Origin of the sequence: Kitasatospora sp. MY 5-36 (assembly GCF_001182915.1) — a bacterium.
Lineage (GTDB): Bacteria > Actinomycetota > Actinomycetes > Streptomycetales > Streptomycetaceae > Kitasatospora.
The window spans coordinates 1-17,645 of sequence record NZ_LFVW01000207.1; the positions used below are offsets into that span (position 1 = coordinate 1).

Annotated in this window: 17 protein-coding genes; 7 read left to right on the forward strand and 10 right to left on the reverse strand. The window is 75.2% G+C overall.

What is annotated here, in order from left to right; translation table 11 throughout:
• Both AE652_RS47370 and rsmH read right to left on the reverse strand, forming a co-directional pair.
• Nucleotides 1-382 (reverse strand): hypothetical protein (locus AE652_RS47370; protein ID WP_063780166.1); only part of this gene is annotated, 382 nt, incomplete at its 3' end.
• A gap of 156 nt (nucleotides 383-538) precedes the next feature.
• Nucleotides 539-1,513, reverse strand: coding sequence for a 16S rRNA (cytosine(1402)-N(4))-methyltransferase RsmH (rsmH, locus tag AE652_RS15300; protein ID WP_049651922.1), 975 nt, complete (start codon nucleotides 1,511-1,513; stop codon nucleotides 539-541).
• A gap of 536 nt (nucleotides 1,514-2,049) precedes the next feature.
• Between rsmH and AE652_RS15305 the strand changes: the two genes are divergently transcribed.
• The 4 genes from AE652_RS15305 to AE652_RS15320 all read left to right on the forward strand — a co-directional run bounded on the left by AE652_RS15305 (nucleotide 2,050) and on the right by AE652_RS15320 (nucleotide 7,644).
• A complete protein-coding gene (locus tag AE652_RS15305; RefSeq protein WP_049651923.1) occupies nucleotides 2,050-2,592 on the forward strand; it encodes a carbonic anhydrase in 543 nt (180 codons plus the stop codon).
• A gap of 360 nt (nucleotides 2,593-2,952) precedes the next feature.
• Nucleotides 2,953-3,897: a MoxR family ATPase gene (locus tag AE652_RS15310; protein WP_107086444.1), complete on the forward strand. Its 945-nt coding sequence runs from the start codon at nucleotides 2,953-2,955 to the stop codon at nucleotides 3,895-3,897.
• Between the two features lies 1 nt (nucleotide 3,898).
• Entirely contained in the window at nucleotides 3,899-5,218 is a 1,320-nt protein-coding gene (locus AE652_RS15315) for a DUF58 domain-containing protein (RefSeq protein WP_049651925.1), read from the forward strand.
• Nucleotides 5,215-7,644, forward strand: a complete 2,430-nt coding sequence (locus tag AE652_RS15320) for a DUF3488 and transglutaminase-like domain-containing protein (protein ID WP_049651926.1) — start codon at nucleotides 5,215-5,217, stop codon at nucleotides 7,642-7,644. The genes AE652_RS15315 and AE652_RS15320 overlap by 4 nt, the downstream gene beginning before the upstream one ends.
• Before the next feature lie 86 nt (nucleotides 7,645-7,730).
• On the opposite strand, the gene AE652_RS15325 is transcribed toward AE652_RS15320, so the two are convergent.
• The 3 genes from AE652_RS15325 to AE652_RS15335 form a co-directional block, all read right to left on the reverse strand.
• The gene (locus AE652_RS15325; RefSeq protein ID WP_049651927.1) at nucleotides 7,731-8,120 is read right to left on the reverse strand and encodes a DUF3040 domain-containing protein; all 390 of its coding nucleotides are present in this window, start codon (nucleotides 8,118-8,120) and stop codon (nucleotides 7,731-7,733) included.
• Between the two features lie 491 nt (nucleotides 8,121-8,611).
• Nucleotides 8,612-9,364 (reverse strand): methyltransferase domain-containing protein, encoded by a 753-nt coding sequence (locus tag AE652_RS15330; protein ID WP_049651928.1) that lies wholly within the window; start codon nucleotides 9,362-9,364, stop codon nucleotides 8,612-8,614.
• A 29-nt stretch (nucleotides 9,365-9,393) separates the two neighbouring features.
• The gene (locus AE652_RS15335; protein WP_049651929.1) at nucleotides 9,394-9,984 is read right to left on the reverse strand and encodes an SAV_6107 family HEPN domain-containing protein; all 591 of its coding nucleotides are present in this window, start codon (nucleotides 9,982-9,984) and stop codon (nucleotides 9,394-9,396) included.
• A 616-nt stretch (nucleotides 9,985-10,600) separates the two neighbouring features.
• Between AE652_RS15335 and AE652_RS15340 the strand changes: the two genes are divergently transcribed.
• A complete protein-coding gene (locus tag AE652_RS15340; RefSeq protein ID WP_049651930.1) occupies nucleotides 10,601-11,203 on the forward strand; it encodes a DUF4126 domain-containing protein in 603 nt (200 codons plus the stop codon).
• A 23-nt stretch (nucleotides 11,204-11,226) separates the two neighbouring features.
• Nucleotides 11,227-12,744: an NAD(P)/FAD-dependent oxidoreductase gene (locus AE652_RS15345; RefSeq protein ID WP_049651931.1), complete on the forward strand. Its 1,518-nt coding sequence runs from the start codon at nucleotides 11,227-11,229 to the stop codon at nucleotides 12,742-12,744.
• Between the two features lie 17 nt (nucleotides 12,745-12,761).
• Here the strand turns inward: AE652_RS15345 and AE652_RS15350 are convergent, their stop codons facing one another.
• Nucleotides 12,762-13,664: a hypothetical protein gene (locus AE652_RS15350; protein ID WP_049651932.1), complete on the reverse strand. Its 903-nt coding sequence runs from the start codon at nucleotides 13,662-13,664 to the stop codon at nucleotides 12,762-12,764.
• 206 nt (nucleotides 13,665-13,870) lie between these two features.
• A complete protein-coding gene (gene metF / locus AE652_RS15355; protein ID WP_049651933.1) occupies nucleotides 13,871-14,785 on the reverse strand; it encodes a methylenetetrahydrofolate reductase [NAD(P)H] in 915 nt (304 codons plus the stop codon).
• Nucleotides 14,786-14,982: 197 nt separating this feature from the next.
• Between metF and AE652_RS15360 the strand changes: the two genes are divergently transcribed.
• Nucleotides 14,983-16,137 (forward strand): polyprenyl synthetase family protein, encoded by a 1,155-nt coding sequence (locus AE652_RS15360; protein ID WP_234348394.1) that lies wholly within the window; start codon nucleotides 14,983-14,985, stop codon nucleotides 16,135-16,137.
• A 67-nt stretch (nucleotides 16,138-16,204) separates the two neighbouring features.
• Here the strand turns inward: AE652_RS15360 and thiE are convergent, their stop codons facing one another.
• The 3 genes from thiE to AE652_RS15375 all read right to left on the reverse strand — a co-directional run.
• On the reverse strand, nucleotides 16,205-16,858 hold the full coding sequence (gene thiE, locus AE652_RS15365; protein WP_049651934.1) for a thiamine phosphate synthase: 654 nt from the start codon (nucleotides 16,856-16,858) through the stop codon (nucleotides 16,205-16,207).
• Nucleotides 16,858-17,223: an Rv2175c family DNA-binding protein gene (locus tag AE652_RS15370; RefSeq protein WP_049651935.1), complete on the reverse strand. Its 366-nt coding sequence runs from the start codon at nucleotides 17,221-17,223 to the stop codon at nucleotides 16,858-16,860. The genes thiE and AE652_RS15370 overlap by 1 nt, the downstream gene beginning before the upstream one ends.
• A gap of 52 nt (nucleotides 17,224-17,275) precedes the next feature.
• A partial coding sequence (locus tag AE652_RS15375; protein ID WP_049651936.1) for an oxidoreductase C-terminal domain-containing protein occupies nucleotides 17,276-17,645 on the reverse strand: 370 nt, incomplete at its 5' end.

Below are 17,645 nucleotides of genomic sequence, written 5' to 3' on the forward strand. Positions count from 1 at the left end.
CCGGTGACGGCCCGGCGGCGGGCGGGGCCGCGCTCGGCTGGGCGGCACCGGAGGGGGTCCTGGTCGGCCACGGCTCGGCCGTGGAGCGCTTGACCGGCGGGCTGTCCTGCGCCGGGCCGGGGGTGCCGACCACCTTGCCGCCGTTCGGGACGTCCAGGAAGGCCATCCCGCCGGCCGGGACCATGCCCAGCTCGGCGGCGCGCCTGGCCAGCGCGTCCGGGGCCGAGCTCTGGTCGATCTCGTGCTGGAGGCTCTGCTGTTCGTCGGTCGCCACGGTGGTCTGCTTCTGCAGTCGGGACAGCTCGAAGGAGCCCTCGTTGAGTGCGGTGTTCAGCGCGAGCAGGCCGAGCAGCCCGGCCGCCAGCAGCACCACGACGAGCACCGCGAACGGTGTGCGCCTCCGTACCGGACGCCTGCCCGGCCGGACCGTGATCCGCGCCCTGCCCTGCCCTGGGAGTCCTCCCCGCCCCGCCCGGACCTCACCGGCCACCGGCCCCACCGCTTTCCTCCGCCCTTCGGACCCCGCCGGGCCGGTTCGTCAGCCCCGCTTGCTTCGGTCCCTGATCCTCTCCGCCACCCGCAGCCGTACGGGCGCGGCGCGCCGGTTCTCCTCGATCTCCTCCTCGGTGGCCAGCTCGGCACCGCGAGTGATCAGTTTGAGCCAGGGCTGGTGCTCCTCCGGGATGAACGGCAGCCCCGGCGGAGCGGTGTTGGTCGCACCGGCGGCCAGGTACTGCTTGACGAGCCGGTCCTCCAGCGACTGGTAGGACATCACCACGATCCGGCCGCCGATCGCGAGGACGTCCAGCGCCCCCGGGATCGCCCGGTCCAGGACCTCCAGCTCGCCGTTGACCTCGATCCGCAGCGCCTGGAACGTCCGCTTCGCCGGGTTCCCGCCGGTCCGACGGGTCGCCGCCGGAATGGCGTTCCGCACCAACTCGACCAGACGCGCGCTGTTGGTGAACGGTTCCTTCTCCCGCTCCCGCAGGATCGCCGAGGCGATCTTCCCGGCGAACCGCTCCTCGCCGTACACCTTGAGGATGCGGGCCAGGTCGCCGTGGCCGTAGGTGTTCAGCACCTCCGCCGCGCTGATCCCCCGGGTCTGGTCCATCCGCATGTCCAGCGGCGCGTCCTGCGCGTACGCGAAGCCGCGGTCCGCCTCGTCCAGCTGCATCGAGGAGACGCCGAGGTCGAACAGGACGCCGTCGACCCGGTCGATGTCCAGGCGCTCCAGCACCTCGGGGATCTCGTCGTAGACGGCGTGCACCAGGGTCGCCCGGTCGCCGAACGGGGCCAGCCGCTCGCCGGACAGCTTCAGCGCCGCCGGGTCGCGGTCCACCGCGACCAGCCGCACCTCAGGGAACTGGGTCAGCAGCGCCTCGCTGTGCCCGCCGAGGCCGAGGGTGGCGTCCACCACGACGGCCCCGGGGCGCGAGATCGCCGGTGCGAGCGCGTCCATGCACCGCTGGAGCATCACCGGAACGTGCTTGGGGCCCGGTTCGTTGGTGGTCATGCGCGGTGGCGCCCTTCCTCGGTGCGGAGCAGCCCGACGTCCGGGAGCTGCGACCATTCTCGCCCACCGTGCCCCGGCACGACGAAGCGGCCCGTGGTCCCCGCCCGCTCGAGGGGAAGGTCGTGACCGCCCGGCGCCGGGGAAGGTGCGCCAGGTGGGCACGGAGCGGGAGGAGGCCACGGGCCGCTTCGACCGGGCCGCACCGGCCGGGGAAGCCCCGTTGACGGGCCCCGGCGGGTGTGCTCCACTGCGCCGCAAACTCTATCGCGCGGCCCCTGCCAGTCAATGGCCCGCTCCGGCGCACCACCCGGGCGGCGGTACGGATCACCGCAGGTCGCGGCCCTCGGGGCGGACCGGCGGCGGTCCGGATCGGGGGCCTTCGGCGGCGGGCGCGCGCCCCCTGGCCGCCCCGCGTGCGGGTCGGCGGCGGCCGCTCCGGGAGCAGCTCCCGTTGTGGCGATGCACCCGATCACGGCCCGCCGTTCTGTAGCTCCCGGCCCCACCGCGCGGGCCCGATCCGCACTAACGTCGCCCCCATGACAGTGACACCCGACCGGCCCTCGCCGAACGCCGCTGCCGACCCTGCCAGACCCACCGTCATCGACCGCTTCGTCACGGCCAACCGCGCCTACGCGGTGACCTTCCGGGACGGCGGCATGGACGCCCGCCCGGTGCAGAAGATCGCCGTGGTCGCCTGCATGGACGCCCGACTCGACCTGTTCGCCGCGCTCGGCCTCGAACTCGGCGACGCCCACGTCATCCGCAACGCCGGCGGCGTCGTCACCGACGACACCATCCGGTCCCTGACCATCAGCCAGCGCGCCCTCGGCACCCGCTCGATCGCGCTGATCCACCACACCGGCTGCGGCCTGCTCGGGCTGACCGAGGACTTCCGCCGCGAGCTGGAGCTGGAGGTCGGCCAGCGCCCGCAGTGGGCGGTGGAGGCCTTCGTCGACCTGGACGGCGACGTCCGCCAGTCCATGCAGCGCGTCCGCACCTCTCCCTTCCTGCCGCACACCGACGACGTCCGCGGCTTCGTCTTCGACGTCCACACCGGCCTGCTCCGCGAGATCGACTGAGCGACCCGCCCCGACCCTGCCCGGCCGACGGTGTCCGGGCATTCGGGCACCGCCGAATGGTGACTTCTGGCCATCCCGCGGGGGAGAATGCGCCTGCCGGTCGGACCCCGAACCACCTGGGGCGGCCAGGCCGCAGGCCGCCTTCCCGGCCGCCGGCTCCTCGTTCGGAACCGCCCCCGGGACGGCCGCGTCAAGCATGGGGTGGGGTCCGGCCTCGGGACGGGGCGGGCACAGGGTGCCAGGGAGCGTATACGGGTGACGAGCTACAAGGATCAGGCCGGACTCGGCAGTCCCGCGGGGGGCGAACCGCAGCGGGCGGGCGGGTTCCGGCAGACCGGGCTCCCCGAACTCGCCGCGGTCGTGGACCGCGTGCGCGGCAACGTCGAGAGCGTGATCGAGGGCAAGCCGGAGGCCGTCCGGATCGCCCTGACCGTCCTGCTCGCCGAGGGCCACCTGCTGCTGGAGGACGTGCCCGGCGTCGGCAAGACCATGCTGGCCAAGGCGCTCGCCCGCTCGCTCGACTGCACCGTGCGCCGCATCCAGTTCACGCCCGACCTGCTGCCCTCGGACGTCACCGGCACCAACATCTACGACCAGCAGCGGCACGACTTCGAGTTCCGCCCGGGCGCGATCTTCGCCCAGGTCGTGGTCGGCGACGAGATCAACCGCGCCTCGCCGAAGACCCAGTCGGCGCTGCTGGAGTCCATGGAGGAGCGCCAGGTCACCATCGACGGCACCAGCTACGAACTGCCCTCGCCGTTCATGGTCGTGGCCACCCAGAACCCGGTCGAGATGGAGGGCACGTACCCCCTGCCGGAGGCCCAGCGCGACCGCTTCATGGCCCGGATCTCGATCGGCTACCCCAGCCCCGAGGCCGAGCTCGCGATGCTCGACACCCACGCCGGCGCCAGCCCGCTGGAGGACCTCCAGCCGGTCGCGCACGCCTCCGACATCCTCAAGCTGATCGACCTGGTCCGCACCGTGCACATCGCCGACCCGGTCCGCCGCTACGCCGTCGACCTGGTCGGCGCCACCCGCACCAGCCCCGAGCTGCGCCTGGGCGCCTCGCCCCGCGCGACCCTGCACCTGGTCCGGGCCGCCCGCGCCGCCGCCGCGCTGGACGGGCGCGACTACGTCACCCCCGACGACATCCAGCGCCTCGCCGTCCCGGTCCTGGCGCACCGTCTGATGCCGACCGCCGAGACCCAGCTCAGCCGCCGCACCTCCGAGCAGATCGTGGCCGACCTGGTCGCCCGGCTGCCGCTGCCGCGCCCGCAGGGCGGCCCGGCCGTCCGGAGGGGCTGAGGTGGCCCAGTCCGAATCATCGGGACTGCGGGCCGGGTTCCGCGGTCTCACCACCCGGGGGCGGTCCTTCCTCGCCGCCGGGGTCACTGCGGTGGCCTGCTCCTACCTGCTCGACCAGGACGCCCTGCTGCGTGTCGGCGTCCTGCTCGCCGCGCTGCCGCTGGTCGCCGTGGTGGTCGTCGCCAACACCCGCTACCGGGTGGCCAGCGGACGCCGGCTCAGCCCGCGCCGGGCGGTCGCCGGCCAGGAGGCCCGGGTCCACCTGCGGGTCGACAACGTCTCCCGGGTGCCCACCGGGGTGCTGCTGCTGGAGGACAAGGTCCCGTACGTGCTCGGGCCGCGCCCGCGCTTCGTGCTGGACCGGGTCGAGCCGCGCGGCCACCGCGAGGTCTCCTACCGGGTCCGCTCCGACCTGCGCGGCCGCTACCCGCTCGGGCCGCTCCAGCTGCGGCTGGCCGACCCGTTCGGGATGTGCGAGGTGACCCGCGCCTTCACCGCCTCCGACGTCCTCACCGTCGTCCCCCAGGTCCAGGCGCTGCCGTCGGTACGGCTCAGCGGCGAGTGGATCGGCCAGGGCGAGAGCCACAGCCGCACCCTGGCGCTGGCCGGCGACGACGACGTGATCCTGCGCGAGTACCGGCCCGGCGACGACCTGCGCCGGGTGCACTGGCGCTCCACCGCCCGGTACGGCGAGCTGATGGTGCGCCGCGAGGAGCAGCCGCAGCAGGCCCGGGCCACCGTCGTGCTGGACACCCGGGAGATCGCCCACCGGGGCAGCGGCCCCGCCTCCTCCTTCGAGTGGGCGGTCGGCTGCGCCGCCTCGGTCGCCGTGCACCTGCTGGAGCGCGGCTACCAGACCCGGCTGCTCACCGACACCGGGCTGTCGGTGCCCGGGCCGGGCGCGGGCGGCAGCCACAGCGGCGCCGACACCTCCGGGCTGGTCCTGGACGCCCTCGCGGTCGCCGACCTGTCCGACGGCGGCACCCTGTCCCGCGCCGAGGACCCGCTGCGCGCCGGCGGCGAGGGCCTGCTGGTCGCCGTCCTCGGCGAGCTGGACGACGCCCAGGCCACCCGGCTGGGCCGGCTGCGCAGCCGCGCCGGCGGGGCGATCGCCTTCCTGCTGGACACCGGCACCTGGGCCGGCCTGCGGATGCTCGCCCCGGACACCGGCGGCGACGACTTCCGGGCCCGGGTCCAGCAGCTGCGCGAAGCCGGCTGGACGGTGATCCCGGTACGGGCCGGGGACTCCGTACCGGACCTGTGGCGGGCCGCCGACGGCAGCCGGACGACCGCCCCCTACCGAGAAGAGGCCGGCGCGTGACCACCCGGGCCAAACTGACCGCGTACTCGGCGCTGGCCACCGCCCTCGCCGCGCTGTGCATGATGCCGCTGCTCACCACCCGCAGCTGGCTCACCCACGCCCTCCTGGTGATCGCCGTGGTCGCCGCGGCCGGCGCGGGCCTGCGCCGTGCCCCGGTGTACCGCTGGACGGTACCGCTCGGGCAGCTGCTGGTCCTGCTCCTCCTGCTGCTGCTCGGCTTCGCCGGCGAGGGCGGGATGCTGCCCGGCCCGTCCGCGCTGCGGGTCCTGGACCAGGTCTTCACCGCCGGCCTGGACGACATACAGCAGTACGCCATCCCGGCTCCGCCCACCGCCGGACTGCGGCTGATCCTGGTCTCGGCGATCGGGCTGATCGCCGTCGCGGTGGACACCGTCGCGGTGACCTACCGGCGCTCGGCGCTGGCCGGGCTGCCGCTGCTGGCGCTGTACTCGGTCGGCAACGGCCTGGCCGGGGAGCACGGCAGCTGGGTCTGGTTCGCCGTCGCCGCGGCCGGCTACCTGCTGCTGCTGTTCGCCGAGGGCCAGGACCGGGTCTCCCGCTGGGGCCGGGTGTTCTACGGCGGTGCGCGCGGCTCGGTGGAGTCCGGCCGGGTCAGCCCGGGCGGCCGGCAGGTCGGCGTGCTGGCCCTGGCGGTGGCGCTGCTGCTGCCGGTGGTCCTGCCGCACTGGAGCTTCGGGCTGCTGAACTCCGGATCCGGCGGATCGGGCGGCAAGGGCGTCGGCGGGAGCCTGTCGACCAGCCTCGACCCGCTCGTCAGCCTGGAGGCCGCGATCTCCAAGCCGACCGACGCGGAGCTGCTCAGCTACACCCTGGACACCCCGCTGGCCGACCAGGTCTACCTGCGGACCGGCTCGCTCGACCAGTTCGACGGCGTCAACTGGCGGCTCGGCAGCACCACCGTCCAGGACCTCCCGGCGGCCCTGCCCGCCCCCGAGGGCCTGCGCGACCCCCAGGTGGCCCGCTTCGAGGGCGACTTCAAGGTCGACGAGCGGCTGGGGGGGAGCTGGCTGCCGATGCCCTACCCGGCCGCCTCCGTCCAGCTCCCCGACCGGAGCGCCTGGAAGCTCGACCCGCTGACCCGTACCGTCCTGCCGACCAGCGACAAGGCGATCCGCGGCCTGAGCTACCACGTCACCGCCCTGGACGTGCGGCCCACCGCCAACGAGCTGCGCCTCGCGGGCACCGCGCCGTCGGACATCAGGGAGCGCTACACCGCCCTCCCGACCGACCTGCCGCCGGTCGTCGCCGAGCAGGCCAAGGCCGTCACCGCCGGCGCGAAGAACGACTTCGACCGGGCGACGGCGCTGGTCAACTGGTTCACCGGGCCGGGCTTCACGTACGACACCGCCGTCAGCGGCGGCACCGGCAGCAACGCCATCGCCGTCTTCCTGCGCGACCGGCGGGGCTTCTGCGTGCACTTCGCCTCCACCATGGCGGCGATGGCCCGGGAGCTGAAGATCCCGGCCCGGGTGGCCGTCGGCTTCACCCCCGGCGACAGCAAGGGCGGCAACGTCTACTCGGTGACCGGCCGGATGTACCACGCCTGGCCCGAGCTGTACTTCACGGGCTACGGCTGGCTGCGCTTCGAGCCGACCCCGAGCCGCGGCGTCCCGACCCGCTACACCGAGGCGTCCACCGCCCCGACCACCGCGCCGACCCAGCAGGCGACCGCCGCCCCGCAGACCGCCTCGGCCGCCCCGCTGCCGAGCTCCGGCTCGGACTGCACCGCCAAGCAGCGCCAGCTCGGCGAGTGCGGTTCCAAGGACAAGGCCGTCGCCAAGACCGCCGAGGAGTCCTGGCTGCTCTCCGGCCAGGTGCTCGGCACCCTGGCCGCGGTGCTCGCGCTGATCGCCCTGCTGCTCGTCCCGATGGTCTGGCGCGCGGCCGTGCGCCGTCGCCGGCTGGGCGGCGGCGGGCGGCGCGGGCCCGGCGGGAGCGGAGCGGCGGAGCTGACCGACGCCCAGGTGCTGGCCGCCTGGGACGAGCTGGTCGACTCCGCCTGGGACCTCGGAATTCCCCCGGACGAGTCACGCACCCCGCGCTCGGCGGCCCACCGGATCACCGAGAAGGCCCACCTGGACGCGGATTCGGCGGCGGCCACCGGCCGACTGGCGCTGGCCACCGAGCGGGTGCTCTACGCCCCGCCCGGGCAGCCCGTCACCGAGCCGCTGGCCGCCGACGTCCGCACCGTGCGGCGCGGGCTGCGGGCGGCCGCCGGCCGGGCCGGACGGACCAGGGCGCTGCTGCTGCCGCCGTCCTCGGCGCAGCTGTGGTGGCGGATCTCCGACGCGGCGCGGGCGGCCCGGGCGACGGCCGGCGCCGCGGTCGCCCGGGCGGTCGAGGCCGTCTCCGCGCCGGTGCGACGGGTCCTCACCCGGGGCAAGGGGTCCACCCCGGAGTCCTGACCCGGGGGTTTCCCTTCCGGACACGAAGCCGGGGCGGGCAGTCGATCGACTGCCCGCCCCGGCTTCGTACGTATCGGCCGAGCGGCTCAGAACCCGCCGGTCTGCTCGTCCCGGCGGCGCTGCCAGCGCTGCTCCACCCGGTCCATCATCCCGGCCTTGCGGCGCGGGGCGGCGGCCGGACGGGCTCCGGTGCCCTGGCCCGCGGGACCGCGGCGCCAGCCGGTCACGGCGAACACCGCGCACCCGAGCATCACCAGGAAGCCCACGACGCTGACCCAGATCTGATCCGGTACGACCATGCCGCCCATCAGCAGGCCGATGCCCACCACGAAGCCGGCGACGGCCAGGTAGACCCGCCGACGGGTGTAGGTGCGCAGCCCGGTTCCCTCAAGCGCAGACGCGAATTTGGGATCTTCGGCATACAGCGCTCGCTCCATCTGGTCGAGCAGTCGCTGCTCGTGCTCCGAGAGCGGCACGGAGTCCTCCTACTCGTCGGTCGCGGGTGCGACCGGTCCGCCCACCCCGGTCGGGGAGGCAAGTCCAATCAGCCTTGGGGCACACGGTCGGACGCCCGTGCGGGGGACCCGGCCCGTGTCGTCCATATGCCCCACGCGTCCGGCTGTCATGCTTTCCGGCTTTACCCAGATCATACGGTCCGTGGGCCCGTTACGGGGTGGTCTGCGCCGCGTGGGACGGGCCACTTCGAGCGGGGACGGCCGCATCGGAGTCAACGCGCCACGCCCCGGACAAGTGCCCGATCGGATGGAATCGTCCCGGACCTGGGGAGGTTTGCCGCCGGGTGGCACCGCCCGGCCGCCGCCGGGCCCGGAAACGGGCGGGCCACCGAGGGGTCACGGCGCGGGAACGGGCGGGCCTCCGGGGCGCGAACCACCGCCGTACGGCGGGCAAAAAAACCGTACGACGGCGGAGGCGCGCGTGAAGGGGCGCGCGGGCCGGGAGGGGCGCCTCAGGCCAGGGTGGCCAGCAGGTGCAGCTGGGTCGCCACGGCGTGGAAGGCGGGCTGCGCGGCGGCGGCCTCCTCCAGCTTCAGCAGCGCGTCCAGCGCGCCCGGCTCGGTGTCCACCAGCACGCCGGGGACGAGGTCGGAGAATACCCGTACGCCGTGCACCGACTGCACCCGCAGGCCCGCGGCCTCGGCCAGCCGGCCCAGCTCCTCGCCGGTGAAGCGGCGCGGCATCGGGTCCTGCTCGCCCCAGCGGCCGTCGGCGGCGGACAGCACGGTACGGGCCTCGGTGAAGTGGCCGGCCAGCGCGCGGGCCAGCACGGCGCCATTGCGGTTGGCCGCCAGCAGGCTGACCACGCCGCCCTTGCGCAGGGCGCCCGCCAGGCTGCCGAGCGCCTCGGCCGGGTCGTCCACGACCTCCAGCACGCCGTGGCAGAGCACCGCGTCCACACTGCCGGGGGCGACCAGCTCGGGCAGGGTCTGGGTGTCGCCCTGGACGGCGCGCACCAGGTCCGTCACACCGGCCTCGGCGGCCCGGCGCTCCAGGGCGAACAGGGCGTCCGGGCTCGGGTCGACCACGGTGACGCGGTGGCCGAGCTTGGCGACCGGCACCGCGAAGTTCCCGGTGCCGCCGCCGGTGTCGACCACGTCGAGCACCGGCTGGTCCAGCTCGGCCGACCGCTTCTCCAGGGCCGCCCGGACCACCTCCCACACCACGGCGGTACGCAGGGCACTGCGGGGACGCGTCGGGTACAAGGTGGGACTCCTTGGCACGTGCAGTTCGATCAGGTTGCCTCCACCTTAGAGCCTGTCCCAGGGATCCTTGCCGGGCCCACGACGCCGTCCGACGGGAGCCGGGGCGGGGGCGGCGCGGCGTGCAGGCCGAGCAGGCGCTCGACCAGGCGCAGGAAGAGGGCGGAGTTGCGGACCAGGTCGTCGGCGTCGCGGGCCGAGGCGGCGCCCCTGATCCCGGCCTCGGCGGCGGCCCGGCGGCGGGCGCCGGCACCGTAGTAGACCGCCCACTCGGCGAGCTCCGGGGCCACCTCGGGCAGCACCTCCCAGGCGCTGCGGATGGCCTTGCGCCGGCGCGGGCTCTTCTCCGGGCGGCCGCGCACCGCCAGGACGGCCGCCACCGTGCGCAGCGCGGCCAGGTGGGCGGTGGCGTAGCGCTCCAGCGGGTCCTCCAGGGCGCGGGCCCGGGTGAGGGTGCGGTGGGCGTCGGCGAGCAGGTCGAGGGCGGCCCGCGGCGCGGCGACCCGGCGCAGCACGGGGTGGACGTCGGCTCCGGCGGGGCGCCCGGCGGACGGGCCCGGGAGCTGCGGCGGGGCGGCGGAGTGGAGGCGGGCGGTGACGGGCTCAGGACGGCTGACGGTCATGGTCTCCCCCGTTCCGAGGCAGCGCGCGGACCGGGTGGTCCGTGCCCCTCCATCGTGAACGGCACCACTGACAATCCGGCCGGGCCGGCCGCGCCCCGGGCGGCTCCGGAAGGGCGTCCGGAAAAGGCGTAGCGGCGGCGGGCGCGGTCCTCCCCCGGTTCCGCGCCGCCGCCGTGCCGTCGCTCCGCCGCTCCCCCGTGGTCGGCGGTGGCGAGCTCCCCCCTCGCGGCCGGTCTCCCCCCGGCCCGCTCCGCCGCCCCGTGTCGGCGGTGCGGGGACCGTGACCAGCCCCGTGGCGGTCCGTCCGCCGCCTCCCCGGGCCGGTTCGGCCGGGGGACGGACGGATCCGCCGCCCGGGCGGGCCCGGCGCCCGACGCGCCGCCCTCCCGGGTGCCACCACTCTCCCGTCTCCGCAGGTCGGGGGCCATCCGCTGACGTACTCAACCGCGGATCTGAGTATTTGTACTCAGTGCGCCCCGGCCCGTCCCGGTCCGGCCGGCCGCCGGAACCGGCGGGTGCGTCCACGGCGTCCCGGGTGCCGGGTACGGTACGGCGGGGCCGGGCGGTACCGGCCCGCCGGACGACCAGGGGACGCGATGACGAGGAGGGGGACGAGATGACGGTCCTGCCGCTGATCTTCACCAGCGGACTGGCCAGCGGCATCAACGCCTACGCGGTGGTGCTGCTGCTCGGCCTGCTGGGCAGGTTCGCCGACGCGGACTCGGTGCCGCAGGCGCTGGAGCGCACCGACGTGCTGGTCGTGGCCGCGGTGCTGTTCGCGCTGGAGGCGGTGGCCGACAAGATCCCGTACGTGGACAGCGTCTGGGACGTCGTGCACACGGTGATCCGGCCGGTCGCCGGCGCCACCGTCGGCGTGCTGATCGCGGGCAACGACCCCGGCTCGCTGAGCGAGGTCGCGGCCGGCGCGATGGGCGGCGCCTCGGCGCTGGTCAGCCACCTGGTGAAGGCCTCGCTGCGGATGGCCGTCAACACCTCCCCCGAGCCGGCCAGCAACATCGTGGTCAGCATGGCCGAGGACCTCTCGGTGGCCGGCCTGATCACCCTGGCGATCTTCCACCCCTGGCTGGCCGCCTCGGTCGCCGCCGTGGTCCTGGCCGCCGGGCTGCTGCTGGTCTGGCTGGCGGTCAGCCGGATCCGCGCCTTCCGGGCCCGCCGCCGCGAACGCCGGGCCGCCCGGGCGGCGGCGGGGAGCGCCTGAGACTGGTCCTAGGATCAGGTGCCATGGCAAAGATCGTCGTCATCGGCGCAGGAATGAGCGGGCTCGCGGCGGCCTCCCGGCTGGCGACCCTCGGCCACCGGGTGACGGTCTGCGAGGCGGGCGGCACCTACGGGGGCATGGTCGGGCGGTACGAGCGCGAGGGCTTCGCCTTCGACACCGGGCCCGGCCTGCTCACCCTCCCGGCGGTCTACCGCGACCTCGCGCTGAAGACCGGCAAGGAGCCCCTGGAGCAGCTGGTCGAGCTGGCCCCGGTCGACCCGGAGAGCCGGCACCTGTTCCCCGACGGCACCGCCGTCACCCTGCCGAACGCCTCCCGCGGCGGCGTCAGCCAGGCGCTGGACGCCGCCTTCGGGGCCGGCTCCGGCGCCCGCTGGAGCGCGGTGATGAACCACGGCCGGACGGTCTGGGAGGCCACCCGCCGCCCGCTGCTGGAGGAGCCGCTGCCGGCCGAGCGCGGCGTGCTGTCCCCGGCCGACCGGGCCCTGGTGGGCACCGACCCGTACCCCGTCCCGCCGCGCACCGGCCTGGCCCGGCTGCGCCGCGCGCGGCCGTGGTCCCTGGAGCACGTGGCCGCGCGCGAGCTCGACGGCCACCCCGGCCTGACCGCCCTGCTGTGCGAGCCCGCGCTGCGGTACGGCTTCACCTCGGCCATGGCACCCGCCGGGGCCACCGTCCTGCCGTACATGGAGCAGTCCTTCGGCGTCTGGTACGTCCGGGGCGGGCTGCGGGCCCTCGCGGACGCGGTGTTCCGCCGCTGCGAGCTGCGCAAGGTCGCGTTCCGCTTCGACACCCCGGTCACCCGGGTGGTCGTCGAGGGCGGCCGGGCGACCGGGGTCGAGACGGCGGACGGCCGGATCGACGCGGACCTGGTGGTCTCCGCGATGGACACCGACGCCTTCTACCGCCACGGCCTGGCCGAGTGGCCGGGGCTGCCGCCCGAGGAGTGGGAGCCGGTGGAGGTGCCCGGCCACTTCAGTGTGCTGCTCGCCCTGCGCGGCCCCCGGCCCGCGGGCACCCCGCACCGCACGGTCGTCCACGCGGCCGACCCCGCCGCCGAGGCGAACGCCCTGACGCTCTCGGCGCCGCCCTGCGAGCGCCCCACCGTCCAGGTGCTGCGCCCGGACGACCCGGCGCTGCGGCCCGACGACGACCACGAGAGCGTGGTGCTGACCGCGACCGTCCCGGCCCAGGACGAGGTCGACTGGACCGTCCCCGGGTTCGCCGACCGCTACGCCGACCGGCTGCTCGCCCACGTGGACGCGGCCGGCCTGGGCCTGCGCGAGCGGATCCTGTGGCGGGTCGTGCGCACCCCGGAGGACACCCGCCGGGAGACCGGCGCGCTGTTCGGCGCGGTCGCCCGCCCGGCCCTGGCCGGCTCCGCGGGCTCCTGGCTGAAGGCCGCCAACGAGTCCCCCGTCCCCGGCCTCTACCTGATCGGCGGCAACGCCCACCCCGGCGGCGGCCTCGCCCGCGTCGGCATGTCGGCCTGCATCACCGCCGGCCTGATCGGCCCGGCGTAACGGCCCGGTCGGGCCGGTCAGCCCTGCTGGTGCCAGGTGTTCTGCTGCTGGTAGCCGTGGTTCTGGTCGTACATCGGCTGCTGCGGGATGCCCTGGGTGTGCGGGTCGGGCTGGGGCTGCCACTGCTGGGGCTGCTGCTGGGCGGTCTGGTCCCAGGCCTGCTGGTGCTGCGGCTGCTGCTGGTAGCCCGCGTACGGGTCCTGCTGCTGGTTCTGCTGCTGCTGCGGGTAGCCGCCGTACGGGTCGGGCTGCTGCTGGGGGTAGCCGCCGTAGGTCTGCTGCTGGTCGTAGGCGTAGGCGGGCTGCTGCTGGGTCTGCCACTGCTGCTGGTCGTAGCCGGCCTGGTAGGCGGGGGCGTACGGGTCCTGGGGCTGCTGCTGGACCTGCGGCTGCTGCTGCTCGTAGTACCCGGGGGCGTAGACGCCGTCCTGGGCGAGCTCCTGCATCTCGAAGGCGGCGGTCTGCTCGACCTCCGGCACCTCGTCGGGCGCCGGGGAGGGCAGCGGGGTGGGCAGCGGCGCGGGGGCCGGGGTCTCCTCGACGGGGCTGACCTCGCCGACCCGCTTGCGGGCGACCGCGGCGGCCGCCACCGCGGCGGCGCCGCCGGTGAGGGCGCCGAGCAGCGGCACCTTGGCGAGCGGGCCGGGCAGGCTGCCGTCGGGCTTCCGCAGGGACCAGCCGGTCTGGTGGCCGCGCTTGACCGAGAGGGTGACGAAGGCCTGTCCGACCGCGAACAGCGCGGCGCCGGCCCCGATCACCACGACCGAGCCGAGGACCATCCCCGCGGCCACGCCCAGGAAGCCGGCCAGGGCCAGGACCCGCCAGTGCAGCGGTGCCCGGTTCTGCAGCAGCACCTCCGCGACCAGCCAGAGCGCCACCACCGCCAACGCGACGTACAGCAGCAGGTATCCGATGCCCATCCGCCCCGCTACCTCCAGTCGCGTACCCGCGCGTGTGCGCCGCGCGTGTGCGGCGACTGTACCGGTTCAACGGCTGGGGTACCGCATCGCGTTCCCGCCGCCCGGGGCACCCGCCGCACACGACCGAGCCCGCCACCGTCGGTACGGTGACGGGCTCGTGAACACCCGGCGTCGGCGCGGCGGGAGCAGGCCCCCGCAGCGCCCGCTCAGCGCTGGTGCAGTCCCAGGTTCTGGTAGATCTCCAGCGTCGCCGTCGAGTGGTTCAGCGTGATGAAGTGCAGACCCGGCGCGCCCTCGGCGAGCAGGCGCTCGGCCATCGCGGTGGCGTGCTCCATGCCGATGGCCCGCAGCGCCGCCGGGTCGTCGATGGCCGCCCGCAGGCGGGCCTCCAGGTCGACGGGGAAGGCCGAGCCGCTGAGCTGCGGGAAGCGCTCCAGCTGCTTGGCGTTGGTGACCGGCATGATCTCCGGGATGATCGGCGTCTCGCAGCCGGCGGCCGCCACCCGGTCGCGCAGCCGCAGGTAGTCGTCCACCTCGAAGAACATCTGGGTGATCGCGTAGTCGGCCCCGGAGCGGATCTTCGCCACGAAGTGCCGGATGTCCTCGTCCCAGTCGGTCGAGCGCGGGTGCATGTTCGGGGAGGCCGCGACGCCGACGCAGAAGTCGCCGATCCCCTTGATCAGCTCCACCAGCTCGTACGCGTAGGTGACGCCCTCGGGGTGCTTGACCCACTCGCCCATCGGGTCGCCGGGCGGGTCGCCCCGGACCGCGAGGACGTTGCGCACGCCCTGGTCGGCGTACTGGCCGATGATGTTGCGCAGCTCCGCGATCGAGTGGTCCACCGCGGTGAGGTGGGCGACCGGGGTCAGGGTGGTCTCGGTGGCGATCCGGCCGACCATGTTGACGGTGCGCTCGCGCGAGGAGCCGCCGGCGCCGTACGTCATGCAGACGAAGTTGGGGTCGAGCGGTTCGAGCCGGCGGATGGCGTCCCAGAGCTTCTGCTCGCCGGCCTCGGTGCGGGGCGGCATGAATTCGAAGGAGAAGGAGCGCTTGCCGGCCGCCAGGAGTTCGCGCACCGTCAGTGCGCGATCCGTTCTCGTGGAAGCGATTCCGAGTGCCATGCTGGCAGGCTATCCGGCGTTCGAAGGGGCCGGACAACCGTATTCCATCTATTGAGACAACTGATGGAAGACGTTCCGTTTCGCCCCGGAACGGCTCCGCCGCCCCTCCCCCGCACCCCGGGCCGAGCCGCTCGCACAGCCGTTCCCGGCCGCACCGCTACGCTTGCTGCACCCCAGAGAACCAGCGGAGCCCCATCGTGACCTCGTCCAGCACCCGGCCGGCCAGCCCCGGTTCGGCCCTCAGTGCGGCCACCAGTGCGGCCAACCCCATGGACGTGGAGGACGTCCGCACCCGTGTCAACGCGGCGCTCGCCGCGTTCATGGACGGCCAGTCCGTGCTCCTCGACAAGATCTCGCCCCAGCTGGCCCCCGCCGCCGACGCGCTGCGCGACTTCCTGCTGGACGGCGGCAAGCGGCTGCGCCCGGGCTTCTGCTACTGGGGCTGGCGCGGCGCCGGTGGCCCGGCCGCAGGCGCGACCGGCGAGGCGATCGCCAACGCGGCCGCCGCCCTGGAGCTGCTCCAGGCCAGCGCCCTCGTCCACGACGACCTGATGGACCGCAGCGACACCCGCCGCGGCCTGCCCTCGGTCCACCGCCGCTTCGAGGCGCTGCACCGCGACAGCGGCTGGCGCGGCGACCGCGAGCAGTACGGCGCCTCGGCCGCGGTGCTGCTCGGCGACCTGCTGCTGATCTGGTGCGACGAGCTGTTCCTGCGCTCCGGCCTGGAGCCCGCCGCCGTGCTCGCCGCCAAGCCGGTGTTCGACCTGATGCGCACCGAGGTCATGCTCGGCCAGTACCTGGACGTGCTGGAGCCGGTGGCCGGCGACTCGACGGACGAGGGCGCGCTGGAGCGGGCGCAGACCGTCCTGCACTACAAGTCCGCGAAGTACACCATCGAGCGACCGCTCCAGGTGGGCGCGCTGCTGGCCGGCGCCGGGCCGGAGCTGGTCGAGGCGTACGGGGCGTTCGGGCTGCCGCTGGGCGAGGCCTTCCAGCTGCGCGACGACCTGCTCGGCGTCTTCGGGGACCCGGCGGTCACCGGCAAGCCGGCCGGGGACGACCTGCGCGAGGGCAAGCGCACCCTGCTGGTCGCGCACGCGATGCGGGGCCTGCCGGCCGCCGACGCCCGGCACCTGGACGAGCGGCTGGGCGCGCCGGACCTGGCGGCCCCGGAGGTCGCCGAACTGCGCGGGCTGGTCGCCCGCAGCGGGGCGCCGGAGCTGGTGGAGCGCCGGATCGAGGAGCTGATGCGGCAGTCGCTGGCCGCGCTGGAGGCGGCGCCGCTCGCCGACGAGCGGGCCCGTACGGTGCTGCTGGCACTGGCCGAGGCCGCCACCGTCCGCAAGTACTGAACGCACTGACGGGCGGCGACGGCCCCGGGCCGGTCCTGCGGGGTCCCACCGAGACCCGGGACGCCGCTCAGAGCGCGGCGCGCACCCGGCGGGACAGCTCGGCGGCGGCCGCCCGGGGGTCCGCCGCGGCCGTGATGGCCCGCACCACGACGACCCGGCGGGCACCGGCGGCGAGCACCTCGTCCAGGTTGCCGAGGTCGATCCCGCCGATCGCGAACCACGGCCGGTCGGTGTCCTGCTTCGCCGCGTACGAGACCAGGCCGAGGCCCGGGGCCGGGCGGCCCGGCTTGGTCGGGGTCGGCCAGACCGGGCCGGTGCAGAAGTAGTCCACCCCGGGCTCGGCGATCGCCGCGTCCACCTCGGACTCGGCGTGGCAGGAGCGGCCGATCAGCACGTCCTCACCGAGGATCGCCCGGGCGGCCGGCACCGGCAGGTCGTCCTGGCCGAGGTGCAGCACGTCCGGCCGGGCCGCGTGGGCGACGTCGGCGCGGTCGTTGACGGCCAGCAGCTTGCCGTGCCGGCGGCAGGCGTCGGCGAAGACCTCCAGGGCCTCCAGCTCCTGCCTGGCCTCCAGGCCCTTGTCGCGCAGCTGGACGATGTCCACCCCGCCCGCCAGCGCCGCGTCCAGGAACTCGGCGAGGTCGCCCTGCTCCCGGCGGGCGTCGGTGCACAGGTACAGCCGGGCGTCGGCGAGCCCGGCGCGCGGCGTGTCCGCCGCCATCAGATCAGCATCGCCTGGGCGCGGCGCTTCACCTCGGTGCCGCGGTTCTCCCGCAGCGCCTGGATCGGGCTGCCGGGCAGCGACGGGTCCTCGGTGAAGAGCCACTCCAGGATCTCCGCGTCGTTGTACCCGCAGTCCCGCAGGACGGTCAGGGTGCCGGACAGGTGCTTGACCAGGCCCGGGCCGTCGATGAACGCGGCCGGGACCTGCAGCGACTTGTTGGGGCCGCGCCGGACGGCGATCAGGCCGCCGTTCTTGACCAGGTCACGCACCTCGGTGACCCGGACCCCCCACTGCTCCGAGATGTCGGGCAGGTACATCCAGTCGGTGACCAGGGATTCAATCTTGCTTTCGATCTCACTCACGCCACCAGACTGCCACCTCCGCGGCCCACCGCGCACCAGACCTGCCCCGCGCCTACCCCGCGACGGCCGCCTTCAGCGGTACCGCGGGGTCGGCCGCCCGGGCCGGGTCCAGCACGGTGCCGCGCTCGATCAGCCGCCGCCCCTGGGCCAGGTCGCGCGGCCGGTCCACGGTCAGCAGCGCGCTCGGCACGCCGTCGCGCAGCCAGAGCACCGACCAGTCGGCGCCCCGCGGGTCGCCGCGCCGGACCAGCTCGTCGCCCTCGGCGTGCCGGCCGGCGTACTGGACCATCCGCCCGAACTGCTCGGACCAGAAGTACGGCACCGGGTCGTAGGCCGGCGCGTCCGCGCCCAGGACGGCGGCGGCCACCGCCTCGCCGGACCGCAGCGCGTGGTCCCAGTGCTGGACGGCCAGCCGGGCGCCG